The following is a 19896-nucleotide window of genomic DNA, read 5'->3' as shown; positions in this document are numbered from 1 at the left end:
GTGCCGGTCAGGGACAGCCCGGTCCGGGACAGCAGCGCCCTGTCCAGGGACCGGTGCAGGGTCGTCCGTTGCCGCCGCCACCGCGCCCGCAGGGTCAGCCGGGAGCACAGGGTCAGCCGGGTGTTCAGGGACAGCCGGGCCGACCGGGCGGACAGCCCGGTGGTCCCGCAGGTCAGCAACCGCCGCGCCCCGGCGGCCGGCCGCCGTACCCGCCCCAGGCTCCCGGTCAGGGGCAGCGTCCTCAAGCCCCCGGGCAGGGGCAACGTCCTCGAGCCCCCGGTCAGGGGCAGCGCCCTCAGGGTCCCGTCCAGGGGCAACGTCCCCCGGCTCCCGGTCAGGGGCAGGGACCGGCCCCCCAGCAGGGCCGGCCGGGACAGCCGTACCCGCCGCGCGGACCGGTGCCCGCCCCGGGCGCGAACCAGCCGCGCAACCCCAACCAGCCGATGCCGCCGCGTCCTGGCACGTTGCCGCCCGGCGCGGTGCCTCCCGTCCAGCGCACGCCGCAGGCCGATCCGACCGTCGCCATGCGTCCCGGAGCGGACGCGTCAGGTGCGCAGCGTCCCGGAGCGGACGCGTCAGGTGCGCAGCGTCCCGGAGCGGACGCGCCGACGCAGCGGGTCTCCGCTGCGATGGGTGCGAGCGCTGCAGCGGGTGCTGCAGTAGGTGCGAGTGCTGCAGGGACTGCGAGTGCTGCGAACGATGCACCCACGACACGCGTCGCCGGCGGCCCGCCCGCAGGCGGACCTCCCACCGTTCCGCCCGGTGGCGGTTCGGGTGGCGGCACCGGGGGTGGAAAGGGCGACGGCAAGAACAACCGCTGGCGCACGATCCGCCGGATCGGTTACGGCGTGGTCGCCGCCGGCATCCTCGTCCCGATCCTCATGTTCATGCTGGCGTACATCGTCCAGGACGTGCCGCGCCCCGGTGAGCTGCAGACGAACCAGGCCGCGACCATTTTCAACTCCGACGGCCAGGGTGTCATCACGAAGGTGATCCCGCCGGAGGGCAACCGCACCGAGGTCGAACTCGACGCGATCCCCGTGCACGTCCGCAATGCCGTGCTCGCCGCCGAGGACCGCGACTTCTACAGCAATCCCGGCTTCTCGGTCACCGGCTTCGCGCGTGCTGCCCGCGACAACGTGCTCGGCCGCGACAGCGCCGGTGGTGGTTCGACCATCACCCAGCAGTACGTGAAGGTCGCCGTCGTCGGTTCCGAGCGGACGTTGACGCGAAAGCTCAAGGAGCTGGTGCTGTCGACGAAGATGGCGAACCAGTGGGCCAAGGACGACATCCTCGCGGCCTACCTCAACACCATCTACTTCGGTCGCGGTGCCTACGGCATTGCCGCGGCGTCGAACGCGTATTTCGGCAAGCCCGTCGGTGAGCTCACCGTCGAGGAGGGCGCCGTGCTCGCGTCGTCGATCCAGTTGCCGTCGCTGCTCGATCCGGAGCAGAACCCCGAGGGTGCGGAGGCGCGCTGGAATTACGTGCTCGACGGCATGGTCTCCGCGGGCACGCTCGATGCCGCCGAACGGTCGGGTATGAAGTACCCGGCCTACGTGCCGATTGCTGAGCTCGACAACGGCGACCAGTCGTCCGGCCCCGAAGGTCTGATCAAGAACCAGGTGCTCGCCGAGCTGTCCCGCGAGGGCATCGACGAGAACCTTCTCAACACGGCCGGTCTCCAGATCACCACGACGATCGACCCCCAGGCCCAGCAGTCGGCGGTCGAGGCGGCGCAGAGCAATCTCGAGGGCGAACCCGAGGAGTTGCGTACCGCGGTGGTGTCGGTCGATCCCCGGTCCGGGGCGATCCGCGCCTACTACGGCGGTGAGAGCGGTGTCGGTTACGACTTCGCCCAGTCCGGTCTGCAGACGGGTTCGTCGTTCAAGGTGTTCGGCCTGGCCGCCAACCTCGACCAGGGCGTGCCGTTGTCGCAGACCTACGACAGCGGTCCGCTGACGGTCAACGGCATCAAGATCGGCAACGTCGAGGGTGAGTCGTGCGGGCAGTGCACCATCGCAGAAGCGCTCAAGCGGTCGCTGAACACGAGCTTCTACCGGATGATGCTCGAGATGGACAACGGCCCGCAGGCCATCGCCGACATGGCGCACAAGCTGGGTGTCGCGAAGGAACTGCCGGGCATCGGTGAGACGCTCACCGAGCCGGGCGGCATCGGCCCCAACTACGGCATCGTGCTGGGCCAGTACCAGTCGCGCGTGCTCGACATGGCGTCGGCGTACGCCACGCTCGCGGCGTCCGGCCGTTATCACGAGCCGTATTTCGTGCAGAAGGTCGTGACGTCCGACGGCGAGGTGCTCCTCGACCGTGGCACCCCTGCCGGTGAGCAGGTCGTCGACGCGGCGGTGGCCGACAACACCACTTCCGCGATGACCCCGATCGCCGCGTACTCGAACGGCCACGCCCTGGCCGGTGGCCGTCCGTCCGCGTCGAAGACCGGTACCGCTCAGCTCGGCGACACCGGCTCCAACAAGGACGCGTGGATGGTCGGTTACACCCCGTCGCTGTCGACCGCTGTGTGGGTCGGCACCGAGGAGGGCCTGCCCCTCGAGAACAGCTGGGGCGGCATGATCTACGGCTCGGGTATCCCGTCGGACATCTGGAAGGACACGATGGACGGCGCTCTCGAGGGCACCGAGGTCGAGTCGTTCCCGAAGCCGGAACCGATCGCCGGTGTCTCCGGCGTGCCGGCGTGGACCGCGTCGACGACGGCTCCGGCCACCCGTGAGCAGACCACCACCTCGCGTGTCGTACCGAGTCTTCCGGAGGTTCCGGAGATCACCACGCAGAACGTGGAGATCTTCCCCGGCGTCACGATCCCCGTTCCGGGTGTCGCCCCGCAGACGACCACCCAGAACGCGCCCTCCCGTCCCGGCACCGGCGGTCAGCAGGAGGAGAGCGAGGACACCGGCGGCGGAACCGGCGGCGGTGGTACCGGCGACGACTCCGACGAGGGTGGATCGCCTCCGCAGAACCGCATCCCGGGACTCGAGAGCCCCGCGATCCCGGGCGCGCAGGGAGGCGGATTCCAGGGCGCTCAGGGCGGTAGCCCCCAGGACGCGTTCGAATACGCTCCGGCCGGGTAGCCTCGCCGCGTGAGCGACGACCGGGGATCCGACGCCCGGCCGGTGGTGTCCGCTGCACCACCGGCCGAGGATCGTCGTTCCCTGGACTGGCGCGACACCCCCGGGCGTACCGACCCGACGGTGTCGCGCCTGACCGCCGTCATCGGCGGTCCGGTGGGCCGGCACGCCGTGCTCGGGCGCACCCGCTTCTTCACTCCCCTGCGGGCGATGTTGCTGCTCGCGGTCGTCTTCCTCGCCTTCGGCTGGTTCACGAAGGCGGCCTGTGTCCAGCAGGGACCCGTCGGTCCCGATGGCGCGCTCGGCCTGGACTGGAGCGGCAACCGGCAGTACGTGGCGATGTGTTATTCCGACATCGTTCCGCTCTACGGTGCCGAACGGCTCGCCGAGGGCGCCTTCCCGTACCGGACGTCGTGGGAGGAACCCGGCCCCGACGGGCAGATGCAGACCCGGTACATGGAGTATCCGGTGCTCGCGGGGCTCTACCAGTACGGCTCGATGCGCATCGCGAAGGCGTGGGACGCCACACCGTGGCTCCCTGATGCGCTGCAGGTCGCGATCTATTTCGCCGTCGTCGCACTCGGTCTCGCGCTCGCCTGGCTCGTCACGGTGTGGGCCACCGCGATGTCGGCGGGTCGCAGGATCTGGGACGCTGCACTCGTCGCGGCGTCACCGCTGGTCGTGGTGCACGCCTTCACGAACTTCGATGCCCTGGCCACGGCCTTCGCCGCCGGTGGCCTGCTGGCGTGGGCACGTCGTCGACCGGTTCTCGCCGGTGTCCTGCTCGGCCTCGGTGCCGCGACGAAGTTGTATCCCTTGCTGTTGCTCGGTCCGCTGCTGGTGCTGTGCCTGCGGACCGGCCACCTGCGGTCGTTCGCCCGCACCGCGGGAGCGGCCGCCGCGGCATGGCTGGTCGTGAATCTGCCGATCATGGTGCTGTACCCGCGCGGATGGGCGGAGTTCTTCCGGCTCAACTCCGATCGCGGAGCGGATCCGGATTCGATCTACAACGTGCTGCACTCGTTCGTGGGCTGGCCGGCCTGGTCGGCCTCGACCTTCAACGGGGTCTCGCTCGTGTTGTTCGCCGCGGCCTGCGCCGCGATCGGGTGGATCGGGCTCACCGCGCCGCGCCGCCCCCGCCTCGCGCAGCTGTGTTTCCTCCTCGTCGCGGCCTTCCTGCTCACGAACAAGGTGTGGAGTCCGCAGTATTCGCTGTGGCTCGTGCCGCTCGCCGTGCTGGCCGTGCCCCACCGGCGCGCGCTGGTCGCCTGGATGACGATCGATGCGCTGGTGTGGGTTCCGCGCATGTACTACTACCTCGGTCCCGATCGGAAGGGGCTGCCGGAGCAGTGGTTCACCGCCACGGTCTTCCTGCGCGATGTCGCCGTCGTGGCACTGTGCGCGGTCGTGCTGTGGCAGATCCGGCGTCCGGTGCGGGATCCCGTGCGGTACGGCTTCGTCGACGATCCCGTCGGTGGTGTGCTCGACCAGGCTCCCGACCGTCCGCCGCGATGGCTGCCCGCCAGGTTGCGACCTGCTCACCATCGGGTCACGAGAGAAGAATCATCCGAACGATGGATGTCGGAGACTTCGTCGGCCCCCTAGGCTCGGGAACGAGCACGAGGGGGGAGAATGGCGAGCGGCGGACGGGGATTCGGAGCGGGGACTGATGTCACCGCATCACAGTTCACGACGTGTGAGTTGGCGTGGACGGTCGCGGCCGGCGACGCCACCGCGATCCCACGACTCCTGCGCGACCTGCATCCGCTCGTGATCGCCTACTTCCGGGCCCGTGCGAAAGCCGCCGGAGGTACCTTCGCCGACGCCGATCGTCTCGCCCTGGCCGCCTGCCGTGCGATTCTCGCCGAGCTCACCGCGCCGTCCGGAGCCGACCGGCCTTTCCTGCGGTCGGCCTACACGCTGGTCGCCGACGCGGCCGATGCCGAGTTCGCGAGCCCGCGGGCCTTCCCGCTGACCCGACTCCAGCAGGAGATCCTCATCCTGCGCACCATCGTGGGCCTCGACTCGCGGCAGACCGCGGTGGCGCTCGCCGTGGCGCCGGGGCGGGTCGGTGTCGAGCAGCACGCGGCGCTGAGTTCCCTGCGCGCGGCCTGAATCCGGGTGGACGAAGTCCACACCCGCGGGTGAGTGGACGAACCACACATCTCCGGGCGATTTGTCGCTAATATCCGATTCGTCACTTCGTTGCTACGGGACTGTCGGGGACCCTGTCGACCGCGCCTTGGAGGTTCGCCGTGCCCTGCACTTCCGACGATCCCTGACCTCACGCGCGCCGGCGCGTCACCGTGCGCGCGGCGTCACCTTCGTGCGGTGTCACCATTCGTCCAGCGTCGTCAGGCCGTCCTGGAGCGCGCGTGCCAGCAGACTCGCCTTCGTCGAGGCATCCCGTCCGGCTGCCGCGTACTTGAGGCGGATCCGCTGCAGATGTGTGTTGAGCGTGCCCACCGAGATGAACAGCCGCCTCGCCGCTTCGGTCTTCGAGTCCGCTGCCAGCCAGGTGAGCAGAACTTCCTTCTCGCGGGCGCTGAGCAGAGGCCGCACGAGGCCGCCGACACGCATCTCGTGGAACGAGGACGAACGGTGCTGAGCGTTCACGGCGAACCGCCTCTCGGCTGACGAAGAGTCTGGGGAGCCGGCGCGAATGCGCCACCCCGAATCCTCGTCGCCGTCGGTGCCAAGACCTACGCCCGCGCGTGATCCCGTACGAAATCCGTACAGTCATACATCGCTGACCTGCGGAAACGCAGATTCTTCCCGAGGGAACCGTAGATGACGGAAACAACCGTGGAGGCGGCCGATCCGACCTCCATCACCTCCCGGGCCGAGTTCGGCCGGGCCCTGACCGCCCTGCGAACCCGAGCAGGACTGTCGATCCGCGAAGTCGTCGACGCGTCCGGCGCATTGCACGGCACGGTCGCCGGATGGTTCTCCGGACAGCACCTGCCGACCCGCGCCAGCGAGCCGGCCTTCCGCGCCGTGCTCGCGGCGTGCGGGGTCGCCGACGAGATCGAGGCGGACACCTGGATCGCGGCTGCGCGTCGCGCCCGGCAGGCACGGACCAAGCGCCGGGACACCGGCCCGATCCCCTATCGCGGTCTGTCCTCCTTCGAGGCGGAGGACGCCGAGTGGTTCTTCGGTCGCAACGACATCACCGGGGACGTTCTCCACCGGATCCGCGCCGCGGTCGCCGGGCAGGGACCGAGGGTGATCCTCGTCGTCGGTCCCTCCGGCGCGGGCAAGTCGTCTCTGCTGCGAGCCGGTGTCGCAGCCGCCGTCGGTGCCGACGAGACCGATCTCCGCGACTGGAAACCCGTCGTCCTGACCCCCACGTCGGCAGGACCGGACAAGCTCGCCGGCGCCCTCGACGTCGATCACCCGACCGTTCTCGTCGTCGACCAGTTCGAGGAATTGTGGACCGCCGGCGAGGAAGAGGACCGCCACGACTTCCTCGAACACCTCGCGCAACCGTCCGACGACATCGTCGTGGTCCTCGGACTCCGCGCCGACTTCTACGGGCTCGCTGCACGGGAACCGCACCTCGTACCGATCCTGGAGTCCGGGCCCGTCGTCGTCGGTCCCATGTCGGCGCCCGAACTCGAATCCGTCATCGTGCAACCGGCGGCCAAGGCGGGGGTGACCGTTCCGCCGGAGCTGGTGAAGGTGCTGCTGACCGATCTCGCTCCCCGCGCGTCGCGGACGAAGGACGAGCCCGGCACACTTCCCCTGCTGTCCCACGCCTTGCTGCGGTTGTGGCAGCGGGCCGAGCGCCGGATGCTCACCGTCGCCGACTACACCGCGGTCGGCGGTATCTCCGGCGCTGTCCAGCAGACCGCCGAGGAGTTGTACTCGGAACTGACCCCCGAACAGCAGCGCCTCACGCGCCGGGTGTTCCTGCGTCTCGTCAACGTCGACGACGACACCCAGACGCGACGACGCACCCCCCGCAGCGAACTGACGTTCGGGGACGTCGACGCCGTGGACGAGATCGTCGACCGTTTCGCCGACGCCCGGCTCCTGACGGTCGACGAGGATTCCGTCCAGCTGAGCCACGAGGTTCTCCTCACCGCGTGGGACCGGCTGCGCGGATGGATCGACGCCGACCGGGCGGGCCTCGCGGTCCATCGCGAACTCACCCGCGCCGCGCAGGTGTGGGAGGACAGCGGCCGCGACGACACCACCCTGCTCGGCGGGGGCCGGCTCGTCCTCCACGACGACTGGAGTCGCGTCGACGACAACGCCGACGCGCTCAACGACACCGAACGAGAGTTCCTCACCCGGAGCGTCGCGCACCGGGACGCCGAGGTCGAGGCGGAACGTCGCCGGACCAGGGTGCTCCGGCGGCTCGTCGGCGCTCTCACCGTGACAGCGGTGATCGCTCTCGTACTGGTGGTCGTCGCCACCACAGCCGGAATCAGCGCGCGCACCGAACGCGCCGACGCCCAGCGCGCACGCGACGACGCGATGTCGCGCCAGATCGCGACCGTCTCCACGCAGTTGTCGGCCACCGAACCCGCTCTCGCAGCACAGTTCGCCCTGGCCGGTTACCGCGTCGCCGACACCGTGGAAGCGCGCTCGGCGCTGCTGGACACCACCGGTGTGCGTACCCCCGTGCGTCTGACGGGACCGGCCGGCCCCCTCCAGGCACGCAGCACACCCGACGGGAGCACTGTGGTCAGTGCCGCATCCGACGGCACGGTGCGGTTGTGGGCGGTGGGTGAGACCGGACCGTCGACCACCCCGACCGCGGAATTCGGTGCGGGCGACGGCGCCGCCGAACTCTATGCGCTCGCGGTGTCGCCGGACGGCGACTCCATTGCGGTCGGGGGTCAGGGCGGAATCTGGCTCTGGGACATCCGTGACCGCACCTCCCCGCGACAGCGGGCGGTGCTCGCGAACTCCGACCACACGGCATATTCCCTCGAATTCTCGCCGGACGGACGGCAACTCGTGGCAGGAACGGGATCCGGCACGGTGCTGCGATGGGGTACGAATGCCGACGAGGTGAGAGAACTGCCCCCGCTCGATCATCCGGTCGAAGGTGCTGTGTACCCGGCCTTCTCGCCTGACAATCGGTGGCTCGTCGTGGCCGGCAAGCAGATGTCACTGCGGGTGTGGGACGCGCAGGCACAGGATGCCGGCACGCGACCGGTGTTCGAGACGCTACCGGACGGCGGCACCGAGAATCTTCTGTCGGTGGCGTTCTCGCCCGACGGCCGCACGGTCGCGGCCGGCACCACCGGGCGCCACGTACTGCGTTGGGACATGGTCGATCCCGCGGCGCCCGTGCCCCTGGCGGCCCTCGAGGGGTTCACCAGCTATGTCAACACCGTCGCGTTCGCTCCGGACGGTCGTCGTCTGGTGGCGGGCAGCTCCGACAACACGGTCCGCATCTGGGCGGACGGAACGACTCCCGACGTCGCGGAATCGATCACGACACTGCCCGGTTCGAATCCCGTGACCTCGGTCGCCTTCACCGACGGGGGTCGTGCAGTGCTCACCGCGGCACTGGACGGCTCGGTGGGATGGTGGCCGGTGCCCGGCCCGGTCCTGCCCGCGGACGAGGCCGTCTACGTCACTTCCGTCGATGCGGACGGCACCCTCGTCCTCTTCGGTCAGGGACGGTCGAATGTCCTGCCGCTGTGGGATATCGCCGATCCCGGTGCGGCGGCGGAACTGCCGTCCCTGAGCCCGCCCGTCGAGGATCGGTTCAGCGGTGCCGCGGCACTGTCGAAGACCGGATCACTCGCTGCAGCAGGAACATCCGGCGGATCCGTGCACCTGTGGGATCTGGCGGACCCTGCAGCGCCGCAGTTCGCCGGGACAGCCGAAGGCGTCGTCACGGGCGTCGTCGGAGTGGTCGAGTTCGCTCCCGACCGACCCGTGGTGGCGGTAACGGCGACGGAGAACGCGAAGGTCGCGATCGTCGATGCCTCCGATCCGGCGGCTCCGCGCGTCGTGGGCACCTTCGAGGCGGACGACTATCCGTACATGCTGTCGTGGCATCCCACTGCAGACATCGTGGCCGCGGCGAGCGCCGGTGGCCTCGTCGAACTGTGGGATCTCTCCGATCCCGCCGACCCGACGCGGATCTCCGAGCTGTCCGGATTCGAGAGTCAGGCGCAGACGGTCGCGTTCGGTGGCGACGGAACGATCCTCGCCGCCGCGAGCGCCGACCGCAGTATGCGCCTGTGGGATGTCGCGGACCCTGCCGTCCCACGCGAACTGGCGCGGATCACCGGGCCGGCGGACGCGGTGTACTCGCTGCACTTCTCCCCCGACGGGGATCGTCTCACGGCCGGCGTCGGCGACGGGTCGGCGTGGATCTGGGACGTCACCCGACCGGACTCCCCCACCACCCACGCGGTGCTCACCGCCTACGGAAGCCGGGTCTACGACGCCACCTTCGCGCACAACGGAGCGGTGCTCGTGGGAGGCGGTCCGGACCGTTCCGTGCGACTGTGGCAACTCGACCCCGAGACCGTCGCGGCGACACTGTGTTCCACCGTCGGCACTCCGGTGACCGAGGACGAATGGGAACGGCACCTGCCGGGTGTTCCCTTCCGGCCGCCGTGTGGCGACACGGCGTGAATCGGAAGGGCCGGAAGATGTTCCGACCGAGACGGATTCATCCGATTGCAGGATACGCACAGGCCTCGCGGTGTGGGAACGTCCTGGTGGGGGATTCAACGCATCGATCATCGGAGGAAGCATGTCTCGTATTCGCAGGTCGGGTCTGCGCGCGGTTCTGACGGCGGTCACGGTGGCGGCGGTCGCATTCGGTGCGCCCGTTGCCGCTTCGGCCGCTCCCACCGGCAGCGCCGGCAGCAACGATCTGCCGGGCAGTGTCGCCGATCTGCCCGGCAGTGTGTCCGAACTGCCCGGCAGCGTGATGGATCTGGGGGCCCGCGCCATCGATCTGGGCAGCGTGATCCTGGAGAACGGATCGTCGCTGCCGACGACACAGCAGTGCAACCAGTCGCGGCAGTCGGGAGGGGAAGGTGTCACCAGCACCTACCACGAGTTGGGTCGCAGCGGTCCCACGTCGTTCCTGCTCGACTGGGAGACCTACGACGTTCCCGACCGGATCCAGGTGTTCTACGGGGGTTCCCAGATCTACGACACCGGTCGTATCGGTGACAGCATCAACGAAGGCACCGGATCGGCAGTGGTGAACGTGCCGGCCGGGAGCGCGACCTCGGTTCTCGTCCGAGTGACCGGTGATCCCGGGACGGACTGGGACTACCTGGTCAACTGCCCGATCCTCTGACGGTCAGATCCGTAGGGCGGTGAACGGCGCGACCGGGATGTTGCGCACGACGAACCACACCGCCGTCAGGGCCAGCACGAGGTGCGGGGTCCACCGGTATCGCGTCCATCGCGGCATCGGTGTGCCCCGCACCCGGCCCCACGTCCACAGACCGAAGACCGCGGTGAGCACGGCCAGCGCGACGAGACCGAGGGCGTTGTAGTGCAACGCTGCCGGTACGTCGAGATGGACGAGTGAGTACAACATCCGTGACGAACCGCAACCGGGACACAGGATTCCGAACAGTGAATAGGTGGGGCACGGCGGGATGACCCCACCCGGCGTGGTCGGGTCGGCCCACGCCACCGCTGCGCACACCGCGACCGCACCCACGGCGATCGCCATGGGGGCTGCGAGCGCGCGCCTCGTCCTCATCGCACCGTGCGCTCCTCGAGCCGGGCGCGCACCCCGGGCCATTCGTCGTCCGTGAGGGAGAACAGGGCGGTGGTCCGCCAGCTGCCGTCACGGCGCCTGCGGTGCTTGCGGAGCAGACCCTCCTCGGTGGCGCCGAGCCGGCGCAGAGCGTCGCGCGAACGGGTGTTGCGTTCGTCGGCGTGCCACGTCACGCGCACGGCCCCGAGGTCGTCGAATGCGCGCTGCAGCAGAAGCAGTTTCGACTCGCTGTTCACGTGGGTGCGCTGCACTCGCGTCGACAACCAGGTGTACCCGATCACCAATGTGCGGTGGGCCGGTTCGAGCAGGTAGTAGGACGTCGATCCCAGCACCTCACCGGTCGTCCTGTCGACGATCGCGTAGGGCAACCGGGACGGATCGGCCACCGCCTCGCGCACGAAGGTGCGCGCGTCGTCGAGGTCGCGGATCACGAGGTGCGCCCAGGCGAAAATCGTGTCGGGATCGTCGGCGGCTTCCAGCAACCCTTCGGCGTACGCGTCGGTGAGGGGCTCGAGCCGGATACGGGGACCCTCGAGGAGGGGATGTTCCGTCCAACTGTCGTTCATCACGTTCTCCCGGTCGTCGTCGGACGGCGAGCGTAGTCCGTTCGTTCCGTCTGCTGCCACGGAGTTCGGGGCGCGACGCGCAGGAAGACGAAGAACAGCACGACCAGCAGGACCGCGCGTCCCCACACTCCGATGTGGACGAGCGTGAGCGGCAGGGCCATGTCCGTTTCGCCGGCGGTCGCGGCGAACCACCGGAAGATGCCGATGCCGATGGCGAGGTCGGCGAGGAGATAAGCGGCGACGAGACCCCACGGCACGCGCAGCAGGATCAGCAGTGGCAGCAGCCACAGCGTGTACTGCGGTGAGTGCACCTTGTGGAAGAGCATGAAGCCGCACAGCATCGCGGCCCCGGTCCCGAGCCACGGATAGACGCCGTCGCGGAGGTATCGGCGCCATCCGAGCCACAGGGCGAGCGCGAACGACAGCGCGACCAGCGTCGGCGACAACTGGGCCACCAGCTCGTTGTACTGGGGAGTGTTCTCGTATTCCTGGTAGCCGCCCATCAACGGCCGCAGACCCCAGTACCAGATGGAGTTGCTGGTCCCGTCCGCTTCCCGGTTCTGCTGGAAGGCGAACGACGCGCGCCAGCCCTCGTAGCCGAGGATCGCGAAGGGCAGGTTGATCGCGGCGACCGTCGCTGCCGCCGTGCCCGCGACGGCGAGGGCGCCGGGGACGTCCCGCTTCCGGTCGGGTGAGCTCCCGCCGGTGAGGACGTAGGCGATGAGCGGCAGCACGAAGATGCCCGGATAGAGCTTGAGACAGAAGCCCACGCCCAGCAGCACCGCCGCGACCACTCCGCGAGTCCGCAGCGACCAGCGTTCGATCGTCAGCACCGCGACGGCGGCGACGGTGACCGCCACGACCGGCAGGTCCCAGTTGAGGAAGGCGTAGAGCACGAGCGGCGGCGTGAGCGACCACGTCAGCGCTGCCCACCCCGCCATCCGGGCGAGCAACCACGCGGTGATCAGCCCGAAGGGGGCGAGCAACCACGCCGACTGCAGGAGGAACTCCGCGTCGGTGTGGGCACCGATCGCCCCGATCCACATGAGCACCCCGCTGAGCACGGGGTACTCGACGGTGCCCCCGGTCAGCGCTCCCGACGAGGTGATGCCCCCGTCGACGAAGGGGAAGAGGTGGAGGTTGATGCCGCGGCCGATCCACAACTGCTGGATGTCGGAATAACAGACGTCCGCGTCCTTGATGTCCTCGAACCGCAGCGTGCGGCCCTCGGCGTCGAAGGTGGGGCCGGCGCACCGGGCCTTGTTCAGGTAGCCGAACCACATCATCACCGCGCACGTCAGGACGGCGACGAGCGAGACGGTCCCGGAGCTCGTGCGCATGTCCTCACCCTAGGACAAAACCCCTGCCCGCGACGGTCGGCGATTTCGCTGGTCGCCGGGCCGTCGTGTACCCTTCATGGGTTGCTGACGCAACGACCCTCCTGTCACGGAACGTCCGTGACCGTTCACAGTCCATAGGAGGTGATGAGGTCTTATGCGTCATTACGAATTGATGATCATCCTGGACCCCAGCCTGGACGAGCGCACCGTCGCTCCCTCGCTGGAGACGTTCCTCAACGTCATTCGCCAGGAAGGCGGCAAGGTCGACAAGGTCGACGTGTGGGGTAAGCGCCGTCTCGCCTACGAGATCGCCAAGAACAGCGAAGGCATCTACGCGGTGATCGACATCAGCGCGACGCCTGCTGCCGTTGCAGAGCTGGATCGCCAGCTCGGCCTGAACGAGTCGGTGCTCCGCACCAAGGTTCTGCGCCACGGCAAGTGAGCCTGTCGGCGCCGGGCCGTAGGCTCTGGCGCATCAGGACTCCCCACACTGCAGGAGGAACCACATGGCAGGCGACACCGTCATCACCGTGGTCGGCAATCTGACCGCCGACCCCGAACTGCGTTTCACCCCCGCGGGTGCTGCGGTTGCGAACTTCACCGTTGCATCCACGCCCCGCGTGTTCGACCGTCAGTCCAACGAATGGAAGGACGGCGAGGCTCTGTTCCTGCGCTGCAACATCTGGCGTGAGGCAGCGGAGAACGTGGCCGAGAGCTTGACTCGCGGCTCGCGTGTGATCGTGCAGGGCCGGCTCAAGCAGCGCAGCTACGAGACGCGTGAAGGTGAGAAGCGCACTGTCGTGGAGCTCGAGGTCGACGAGATCGGCCCCTCGCTCCGTTACGCCACGGCCAAGGTCACCAAGGCCGGTCGCGGTGGCGGTGGCGGAGGCTTCGGTGGTTCCTCCGGTGGATCGGGCGGTGGCCGTCCCGCTCAGAACACGAACGTCGGCGGAGACGACCCGTGGGGCGACGCCCCGCAGTCGGGCTCCTTCGGTGGTTCCGGGGACGACGAGCCTCCGTTCTGATCCGACCTCGATCGGAACATCCAAAATTACGGAGAACGACCATGCCTAAGTCGCCCGCGCGCGAGAAGGTTTTGAAGAAGAAGGTCTGCACCTTCTGCAAGGAAAAGAACGTGCAGATCGATTACAAGGACACGACGCTGCTGCGCAAGTACGTCAGCGATCGCGGCAAGATCCGCGCTCGCCGCGTCACCGGCAACTGCGTGCAGCACCAGCGCGACGTCGCTGTTGCTGTCAAGAACTCTCGTGAGGTGGCTCTGCTCCCTTACGTCTCGACGACTCGCTGAGGAAAGGGAGGGACACGATGAAGCTCATCCTTACTGCTGACGTGGACAACCTCGGTGCGCCTGGCGACACCGTTGAGGTCAAGGACGGCTACGGCCGCAACTACCTGCTGCCCCGCGGCCTGGCGATCGTCGCCACCCGTGGTGCCCAGAAGCAGGTCGAGGGCATCCGCCGTGCTCAGGAGGCTCGCGCCGTGCGTGGTCTCGAGCACGCCCAGGAGCTCAAGGCCGCCATCGAGGGTCTCGAGGACGTCTCGCTGAGCGTCAAGACCTCGAGCGACTCGGGCAAGCTGTTCGGCTCGGTCACCGCTGCCGATGTCGCCGGTGCTCTCAAGGCTGCCGGTGGCCCGGTTGTCGACAAGCGCATCGTCGAGCTGCCCAAGACTCACATCAAGGCGACCGGTAAGCACCAGATCGTCGTGAAGCTGCACCCGGATGTCACCGCGAAGTTCACGCTGAACGTCGTGGCTGCCTGATTCCGGCCCCTCGAGGAGCCCCGCGCCTGGTCGGCGTGGGGCTCCTCGTCGTCTGTGCACAGCCTGTGGATAAACCGGGGGGTAAACCACACCGTTGTGACTCCTCGGAATGTCGTTCGGGGAACGAATGGGTGAACACGCCCGGCCCTCCGACACGCCGAAATTCTTTTTCTCCACAGGTGTGAACAGGCGTTTTTCCGCTCCTACCTGCAGTTATGGGAGATGTGAGATGTGTTGTCCCCAGGTTGTGCACATCCGGTGCACAAGGCTGTCCTCCTCTTTCCACAATTCATCCCCAACTGTGTGCACAACCCGAGTTGTGGAGGGTCATCCCGATCCCTAACGTCGGGCGCACGACTCCACACACAGGATGTCGGTAGGGGCGAGTAGAACCGGACACGAAACCCCGGGTACCGACACCGGGAGTGCGTGCAGGTATCCGCCGGAGCACAGCGCGCCGGACGGGGACATGTGGAGGAAGGCAGGCACTGCAGTGGCCGTCGTTGACGATCGTGGAAATCCCGAATATTCGGGACCTCCCGAGGAACCGAGTGGAGACTTCGGTCGACAGCCCCCTCAGGATCTCGTAGCCGAGCAGTCCGTGCTCGGCGGCATGCTGCTGAGCAAGGACGCCATCGCCGACGTCCTCGAAGTGCTGAGGCCCGGCGACTTCTACCGCCCGGCCCACCAGGCCGTGTACGACGCGATCCTCGATCTCTACAGCCGCGGCGAACCCGCCGACCCGGTCACCGTGTCGGCCGAACTCGACCGGCGCGGCGAACTCAAGCGTCTCGGCGGAGCCGCCTACCTCGTCACGCTCACCCAGACCGTCCCCACCGCGGCCAACGCCGGCTACTACGCCGAGATCGTCGCCGAGAAGGCCGTCCTGCGCCGTCTCGTCGAGGCGGGCACCCGCATCGTCCAGTACGGCTACGCCGGCGCCGACGGCCAGGACGTCGCCGAGATCGTCGACCGCGCGCAGGCCGAGGTCTTCGAGGTCGCCGAACGACGCACCACCGAAGACTTCGTGCCGCTCGAAGAGCTCCTGCAGCCCACGATGGACGAGATCGACTCCATCGCCAGCCGCGGCGGTATCTCCCTCGGCGTGCCCACCGGCTTCGCCGAACTCGACGAGCTCACCAACGGGCTGCACGCCGGCCAGATGATCATCGTCGCCGCGCGTCCCGGTGTGGGTAAGGCGCTCGCCCTCGACACTCCCCTGCCCACCCCCACCGGCTGGACCACGATGGGCGAGGTCGGTGTGGGCGACGAACTCCTCGGTGCCGACGGCCGCCCCACCCGCGTCCTCGCCGCCACCGAGGTCATGCACGGCCGTCCGTGCTTCGACGTCGTGTTCTCCGACGGCACCGTGATCGTCGCCGACGAGCAGCACCAGTGGCGCACCGGCGACGGCGCGATCCGCACCACGGGCGAACTCGCCGCCTCCGCCGACGCCGGGCACACCGTCGCGAACACCGAGGCACTGTCGTTCCCGGCAACCGAGCTGCCCGTCTCCCCCTTCACGCTCGGTGCGTGGCTCGGCGGCCCGTCGTCCGATCCCGAACTGCACATGCGTATCGACGGCGAAGGTGGCTTCACCAGCGCCCTTGTCGCGCTCGGCGCCCACATCCCCGCCGAATACCAGCGGGCATCCGAACCGCAGCGTCGCGAACTTCTCGCGGGTCTGCTCGACGCCGGTGGAGAGATCGACGACGACGGCACCATCCGGTTCGTCGGCTCGTCCGAGCGACTGGCGCAGGGCGTCGCCGAACTCCTGTCGGGCCTCGGTTACGCACCGGTGCTCGACGGCACCGAGGTCGCCTTCAGCACCGACGACGACGTCTTCGTCCTGCCCAGTAAGGCCGTGCGGCACAAGGAATGCCGCGCCACCGTGCCGCGCGAACGCCGCATCGTCGCCGTCCGCCCGGTCCCCTCGGTCCCGGTGCGGTGCGTCGAGGTCGACGGCGACCACATGTACCTCGCGGGTCGCGCGATGGTGCCCACGCACAACTCCACGCTGAGCATGGATTTCATGCGGTCGTGTTCCATCAAGCACGGCATGGCGTCGGTCATCTTCTCGCTCGAGATGGGCAAGACCGAGATCGTCATGCGTCTGCTGTCCGCGGAGGCGAAGATCAAGCTCGGCGACATGCGATCCGGACGGATGACCGACGACGACTGGACGCGTCTCGCCCGTCGCATGAGCGAGATCAGCGAAGCGCCGTTGTTCATCGACGACTCACCGAACCTCACGATGATGGAGATCCGCGCAAAAGCGCGGCGGCTCAAGCAGAAACACGACATCCGTCTCATCGTCATCGACTACCTGCAGCTCATGTCGTCCGGCAAGAAGGTCGAGTCGCGTCAGCAGGAGGTCTCCGAATTCTCGCGTAGCCTCAAGCTTCTCGCGAAGGAACTCGAGGTTCCGGTCGTCGCGGTGTGTCAGCTCAACCGTGGTCCCGAGCAGCGCACCGACAAGCGGCCGCAGGTCTCCGACCTCCGTGAGTCGGGCTGCCTGCCGGCGTCCACGCGCATCATGCGCGCCGACACCGGTGCCGAGGTCACGCTCGGCGAGCTGCTCGAGTCGCGCGAACAGCCCCTCGTGTGGTCGCTCGACGAACGCATGCGGATGGTCGTCCGGCCGATGGTGAAGGTCTTCCCCAGCGGCCGTAAGGAAGTCTTCCGGTTGGAGCTGGCCTCGGGGCGTCGTGTCGAAGCCACCGCGAACCATCCCTTCCTCACCATCGACGGCTGGATGCCATTGGGCGAGTTGGTCGCCGGTGAGCGTGTCGCAGTGCCGCGCGCGGTGCCCGCACCCCTCGACGTGATACCCGCATCCGACGACGAGGTGGCCGCTCTCGCGGACACTGCCGTGGCCGGCCGACTCATCCCCACCCGCGCGTTCTCGCTCCCCAAGGAACAGGTCGCCGAACTCGTCTGCCACATCTGGGAAGACAGCGGTGAGGTCGCATGGGACGCAGGCGCTGCCCGCGCCGTCGTCCGCTACCGGTCGGCGGATCGTCGTCTCGCCGACGACCTCGCGCGCCTGCTCCTGCGCATCGGCGTGTTCGCGCGGATCACCGATGCCGGCGAGGGCTGGGACCTCACGGTCACCGGAGCGGAGAACCAGGCGGTCTTCCTCCACGACGTGGGCAAGCACGGAACCGCGGCGCAGTGGGTCCTGGCGCAACTGGGACCGAAGCTCGTCAAGCACAGCCCCGACACCGTCACCCCCGAGATCGAAGCCGAGCTCGGCGAACTTCTCGCCGTCGAACAGCTCGCCCCGATCGGGCCGGTCGCGTTCGCCATCCCGCGGACCACCGAGGGTGCACGCTCGCGGCTCGCCCGGGTTGCCGATGTCCTCGACACGGCCGACATCGACATGGTCGCCACCAACAACGTGTTCTGGGACGAGATCGTCTCCGTCACGAGTCTCGGCGAGCAGGACGTCTACGACGGAACAGTGCCCGGCACACACAATTTCGTCGCCGACGGCATCGCGGTGCACAACAGCCTCGAGCAGGACGCCGACATGGTCATCCTGCTGCACCGCCCCGACGCGTTCGAGCGCGACGACCCGCGTGGTGGCGAGGCCGACCTCATCGTCGGCAAGCACCGTAACGGCCCGACCGCGACCATCACCGTTGCGCACCAGCTGCACCTGTCGCGGTTCGTGGACATGGCGCGAGGCTGATACGAGTCGTCGCCCCGCCCGGCGGCCGGGGCGACAGATCGTGTCCCGAGGACGTGAACCTTCGGCGAAAGACGTTCAGCAGCAGGTAGGTGCGGCTCCTGTCGTCGAAGGCTGGTTCTGGCGCTCGTCTGCCGTGTTCGCGGTGCAGCACGCCACGTCGTCGGTCTCTCGCGGGCCGTCGAGATGCTGCGGGCTCGACCCGAAGGTCTCCGAATCGGCCAGGACGGTGTACACCTCCCACTTCTCCCCTGCCGGACCCGTCACCCACGCCTTGTCCTGCGTGGCGTAGCAACAGGTCGTGCCCATCTCCTCGTCGGCGAACAGGCCCGCTTCGGTCAATCGGGCGATCTCGGTGTGCACCTTCTCGGACGAGTCGACCTCGACCCCGAGATGGTTGATCGTGCCGCCCTTGCCCGGGTTCTCGAACAGCACCAGCTTCAACGGTGGATCGGCGATCGCGAAGTTGGCGTAGCCCGGTTCGAGCTTGGCCGGTTCGGTACCGAACAGTGTCGAGTAGAAGGCGACCGCTTCGGGCAGGTCGTCGACGTTGAGAGCGAACTGGATGCGTGACATGACTTCCTCCACCCGTGTGACATATATCGAATTACCGCTCACAGGATGCTCCTATATTTCGACATATGTCAAGAAGGTGGTTAGGCTCGAATCATGCCGAAAGCTCTACCCGTGATCGATGTCCGCGCCCCGATCTGCTGTGCGCCGGTATCGGCTGCGCCGATGAGTGACGATGCCGCCCTCGAAGTCGCGTTGAGGTTGAAGGCCCTGGCCGACCCGGTGCGCATCAAGCTCATGTCGATCCTGCTCACTGCAGACGAAGGTGCGGTGTGCACATGTGATCTTGCAGCCGGTGTCGATCTCGCGGAATCCACGGTGAGCCATCACCTCGGACAACTGCGCAAGGCGGGCATGGTCGAATCCGAGCGGCGCGGGATGAACGTCTATCACCGTGCCCGCTCCGAGTCCCTCGAGGCGCTCAGGGTCGTCCTGGATCCGAACTGCTGCCGCTGACGGTCGCAGACATATCCTCGAGGTGGAGAAACGGCGAGGAAGGTAGTGATGACGTTCATCAAGATGTGCGGGCTGCAGGACGAGGCGACGGTCGATCTCGCCGTCGAACTGGGCGTCGACGCGGTCGGTTTCGTCCTTGCCGAGAGTCCTCGTCGCATCTCCCCCGACCGGGCCGCGACGCTCCGCCCCCGCGTGCCGGCGGAAACACTCGCCGTCGGCGTCTACGTGAAGATGCCCCTCGACGAGATCATCGCGACGGCGCGGGCCGCGAATCTCGATCACGTCCAGGTGCACGACCTTCGGTCGGCCGACGACGTGCGCGTGCTGCACGACGCTGGATTCACGGTGATCCGTGCCGTCAACACCGGAGGAGCCGAGGCGCTGTCGGAGGACTACGGGGCCGACCTGCTGCTCGTCGACGGTGCCGTCGCTGGTGCCGGGAAGACGTGGGACTGGCAGGACCGCAGTTCCCTGCCGTCCGGTCGGTGGGTCCTCGCGGGCGGGCTGAACCCCGACAATGTCGAGAGGGCGCTTGCCGCGTCCGGGGCGTGGGGTGTCGACGTCTCCAGCGGCATCGAGGCCGAACGCGGCGTCAAGGATCCCGGTCTCATGCGGGCGTTCGCGCAGGCGGTCCGGAGAAGCGCGGAGTGACCCGTCCGGGGAT

General features: G+C 68.3%; 17 protein-coding genes. 12 read left to right on the top strand and 5 right to left on the bottom strand.

The window, feature by feature from the left end; genetic code table 11:
* Positions 1-443: 443 nt before the first annotated feature.
* The 3 genes from ACWPOC_RS01600 to ACWPOC_RS01590 all read left to right on the top strand — a co-directional run bounded on the left by ACWPOC_RS01600 (position 444) and on the right by ACWPOC_RS01590 (position 5219).
* Positions 444-3107 (top strand): transglycosylase domain-containing protein, encoded by a 2664-nt coding sequence (locus ACWPOC_RS01600; RefSeq protein ID WP_455408007.1) that lies wholly within the window; start codon positions 444-446, stop codon positions 3105-3107.
* Positions 3108-3116: 9 nt separating this feature from the next.
* Positions 3117-4709, top strand: coding sequence for a glycosyltransferase family 87 protein (locus tag ACWPOC_RS01595; RefSeq protein WP_159417158.1), 1593 nt, complete (start codon positions 3117-3119; stop codon positions 4707-4709).
* Positions 4710-4805: 96 nt separating this feature from the next.
* Positions 4806-5219, top strand: coding sequence for an RNA polymerase subunit sigma-24 (locus ACWPOC_RS01590; protein ID WP_455407894.1), 414 nt, complete (start codon positions 4806-4808; stop codon positions 5217-5219).
* Positions 5220-5438: 219 nt separating this feature from the next.
* Here ACWPOC_RS01590 and ACWPOC_RS01585 read toward each other — a convergent pair whose 3' ends face one another.
* Positions 5439-5720, bottom strand: coding sequence for a response regulator transcription factor (locus tag ACWPOC_RS01585; RefSeq protein ID WP_120280880.1), 282 nt, complete (start codon positions 5718-5720; stop codon positions 5439-5441).
* A 174-nt stretch (positions 5721-5894) separates the two neighbouring features.
* Here ACWPOC_RS01585 and ACWPOC_RS01580 point away from each other — a divergent pair, with 174 nt between their 5' ends.
* Together ACWPOC_RS01580 and ACWPOC_RS01575 are read left to right on the top strand one after the other, a co-directional pair.
* Entirely contained in the window at positions 5895-9713 is a 3819-nt protein-coding gene (locus ACWPOC_RS01580; protein ID WP_455407893.1) for an nSTAND1 domain-containing NTPase, read from the top strand.
* Positions 9714-9834: 121 nt separating this feature from the next.
* On the top strand, positions 9835-10392 hold the full coding sequence (locus ACWPOC_RS01575) for a hypothetical protein (protein ID WP_159417161.1): 558 nt from the start codon (positions 9835-9837) through the stop codon (positions 10390-10392).
* A 3-nt stretch (positions 10393-10395) separates the two neighbouring features.
* Here the strand turns inward: ACWPOC_RS01575 and ACWPOC_RS01570 are convergent, their stop codons facing one another.
* Genes ACWPOC_RS01570 through ACWPOC_RS01560 form a run of 3 tightly spaced genes read right to left on the bottom strand, consistent with a single transcriptional unit; the run spans position 10396 to position 12730 of the window.
* Positions 10396-10776, bottom strand: coding sequence for a DUF2752 domain-containing protein (locus tag ACWPOC_RS01570; protein WP_268655797.1), 381 nt, complete (start codon positions 10774-10776; stop codon positions 10396-10398).
* A 26-nt stretch (positions 10777-10802) separates the two neighbouring features.
* Positions 10803-11390 (bottom strand): GNAT family N-acetyltransferase, encoded by a 588-nt coding sequence (locus tag ACWPOC_RS01565; RefSeq protein ID WP_159417162.1) that lies wholly within the window; start codon positions 11388-11390, stop codon positions 10803-10805.
* The gene (locus ACWPOC_RS01560) at positions 11390-12730 is read right to left on the bottom strand and encodes a glycosyltransferase 87 family protein (RefSeq protein ID WP_159417163.1); all 1341 of its coding nucleotides are present in this window, start codon (positions 12728-12730) and stop codon (positions 11390-11392) included. The genes ACWPOC_RS01565 and ACWPOC_RS01560 overlap by 1 nt, the downstream gene beginning before the upstream one ends.
* 154 nt (positions 12731-12884) lie before the next feature.
* Between ACWPOC_RS01560 and rpsF the strand changes: the two genes are divergently transcribed.
* The 5 genes from rpsF (at position 12885) to dnaB (ending at position 18206) form a co-directional block, all read left to right on the top strand.
* On the top strand, positions 12885-13172 hold the full coding sequence (gene rpsF / locus ACWPOC_RS01555) for a 30S ribosomal protein S6 (protein ID WP_006550802.1): 288 nt from the start codon (positions 12885-12887) through the stop codon (positions 13170-13172).
* 64 nt (positions 13173-13236) lie between these two features.
* The gene (locus ACWPOC_RS01550; protein ID WP_006550801.1) at positions 13237-13755 is read left to right on the top strand and encodes a single-stranded DNA-binding protein; all 519 of its coding nucleotides are present in this window, start codon (positions 13237-13239) and stop codon (positions 13753-13755) included.
* Positions 13756-13796: 41 nt separating this feature from the next.
* A complete protein-coding gene (rpsR, locus tag ACWPOC_RS01545; protein WP_006550800.1) occupies positions 13797-14039 on the top strand; it encodes a 30S ribosomal protein S18 in 243 nt (80 codons plus the stop codon).
* Between the two features lie 17 nt (positions 14040-14056).
* The gene (gene rplI, locus ACWPOC_RS01540; RefSeq protein WP_455407892.1) at positions 14057-14512 is read left to right on the top strand and encodes a 50S ribosomal protein L9; all 456 of its coding nucleotides are present in this window, start codon (positions 14057-14059) and stop codon (positions 14510-14512) included.
* A 469-nt stretch (positions 14513-14981) separates the two neighbouring features.
* A complete protein-coding gene (gene dnaB / locus ACWPOC_RS01535) occupies positions 14982-18206 on the top strand; it encodes a replicative DNA helicase (protein WP_455407891.1) in 3225 nt (1074 codons plus the stop codon).
* A 75-nt stretch (positions 18207-18281) separates the two neighbouring features.
* On the opposite strand, the gene ACWPOC_RS01530 is transcribed toward dnaB, so the two are convergent.
* Positions 18282-18779: an ArsI/CadI family heavy metal resistance metalloenzyme gene (locus ACWPOC_RS01530; RefSeq protein WP_159417165.1), complete on the bottom strand. Its 498-nt coding sequence runs from the start codon at positions 18777-18779 to the stop codon at positions 18282-18284.
* A gap of 93 nt (positions 18780-18872) precedes the next feature.
* Between ACWPOC_RS01530 and ACWPOC_RS01525 the strand changes: the two genes are divergently transcribed.
* Together ACWPOC_RS01525 and ACWPOC_RS01520 are read left to right on the top strand one after the other, a co-directional pair.
* A complete protein-coding gene (locus ACWPOC_RS01525) occupies positions 18873-19232 on the top strand; it encodes an Rv2640c family ArsR-like transcriptional regulator (protein WP_120280873.1) in 360 nt (119 codons plus the stop codon).
* 48 nt (positions 19233-19280) lie between these two features.
* Positions 19281-19883 carry a phosphoribosylanthranilate isomerase gene (locus ACWPOC_RS01520; RefSeq protein WP_455407890.1) on the top strand — a complete coding sequence of 201 codons (603 nt, stop codon included), beginning with the start codon at positions 19281-19283 and terminating at the stop codon, positions 19881-19883.
* The last annotated feature ends 13 nt before the right edge of the window (positions 19884-19896 follow it).

This window comes from Rhodococcus sp. 5G237, from assembly GCF_053764735.1.
This window is presented reverse-complemented; position numbering and strand designations above follow the sequence as displayed.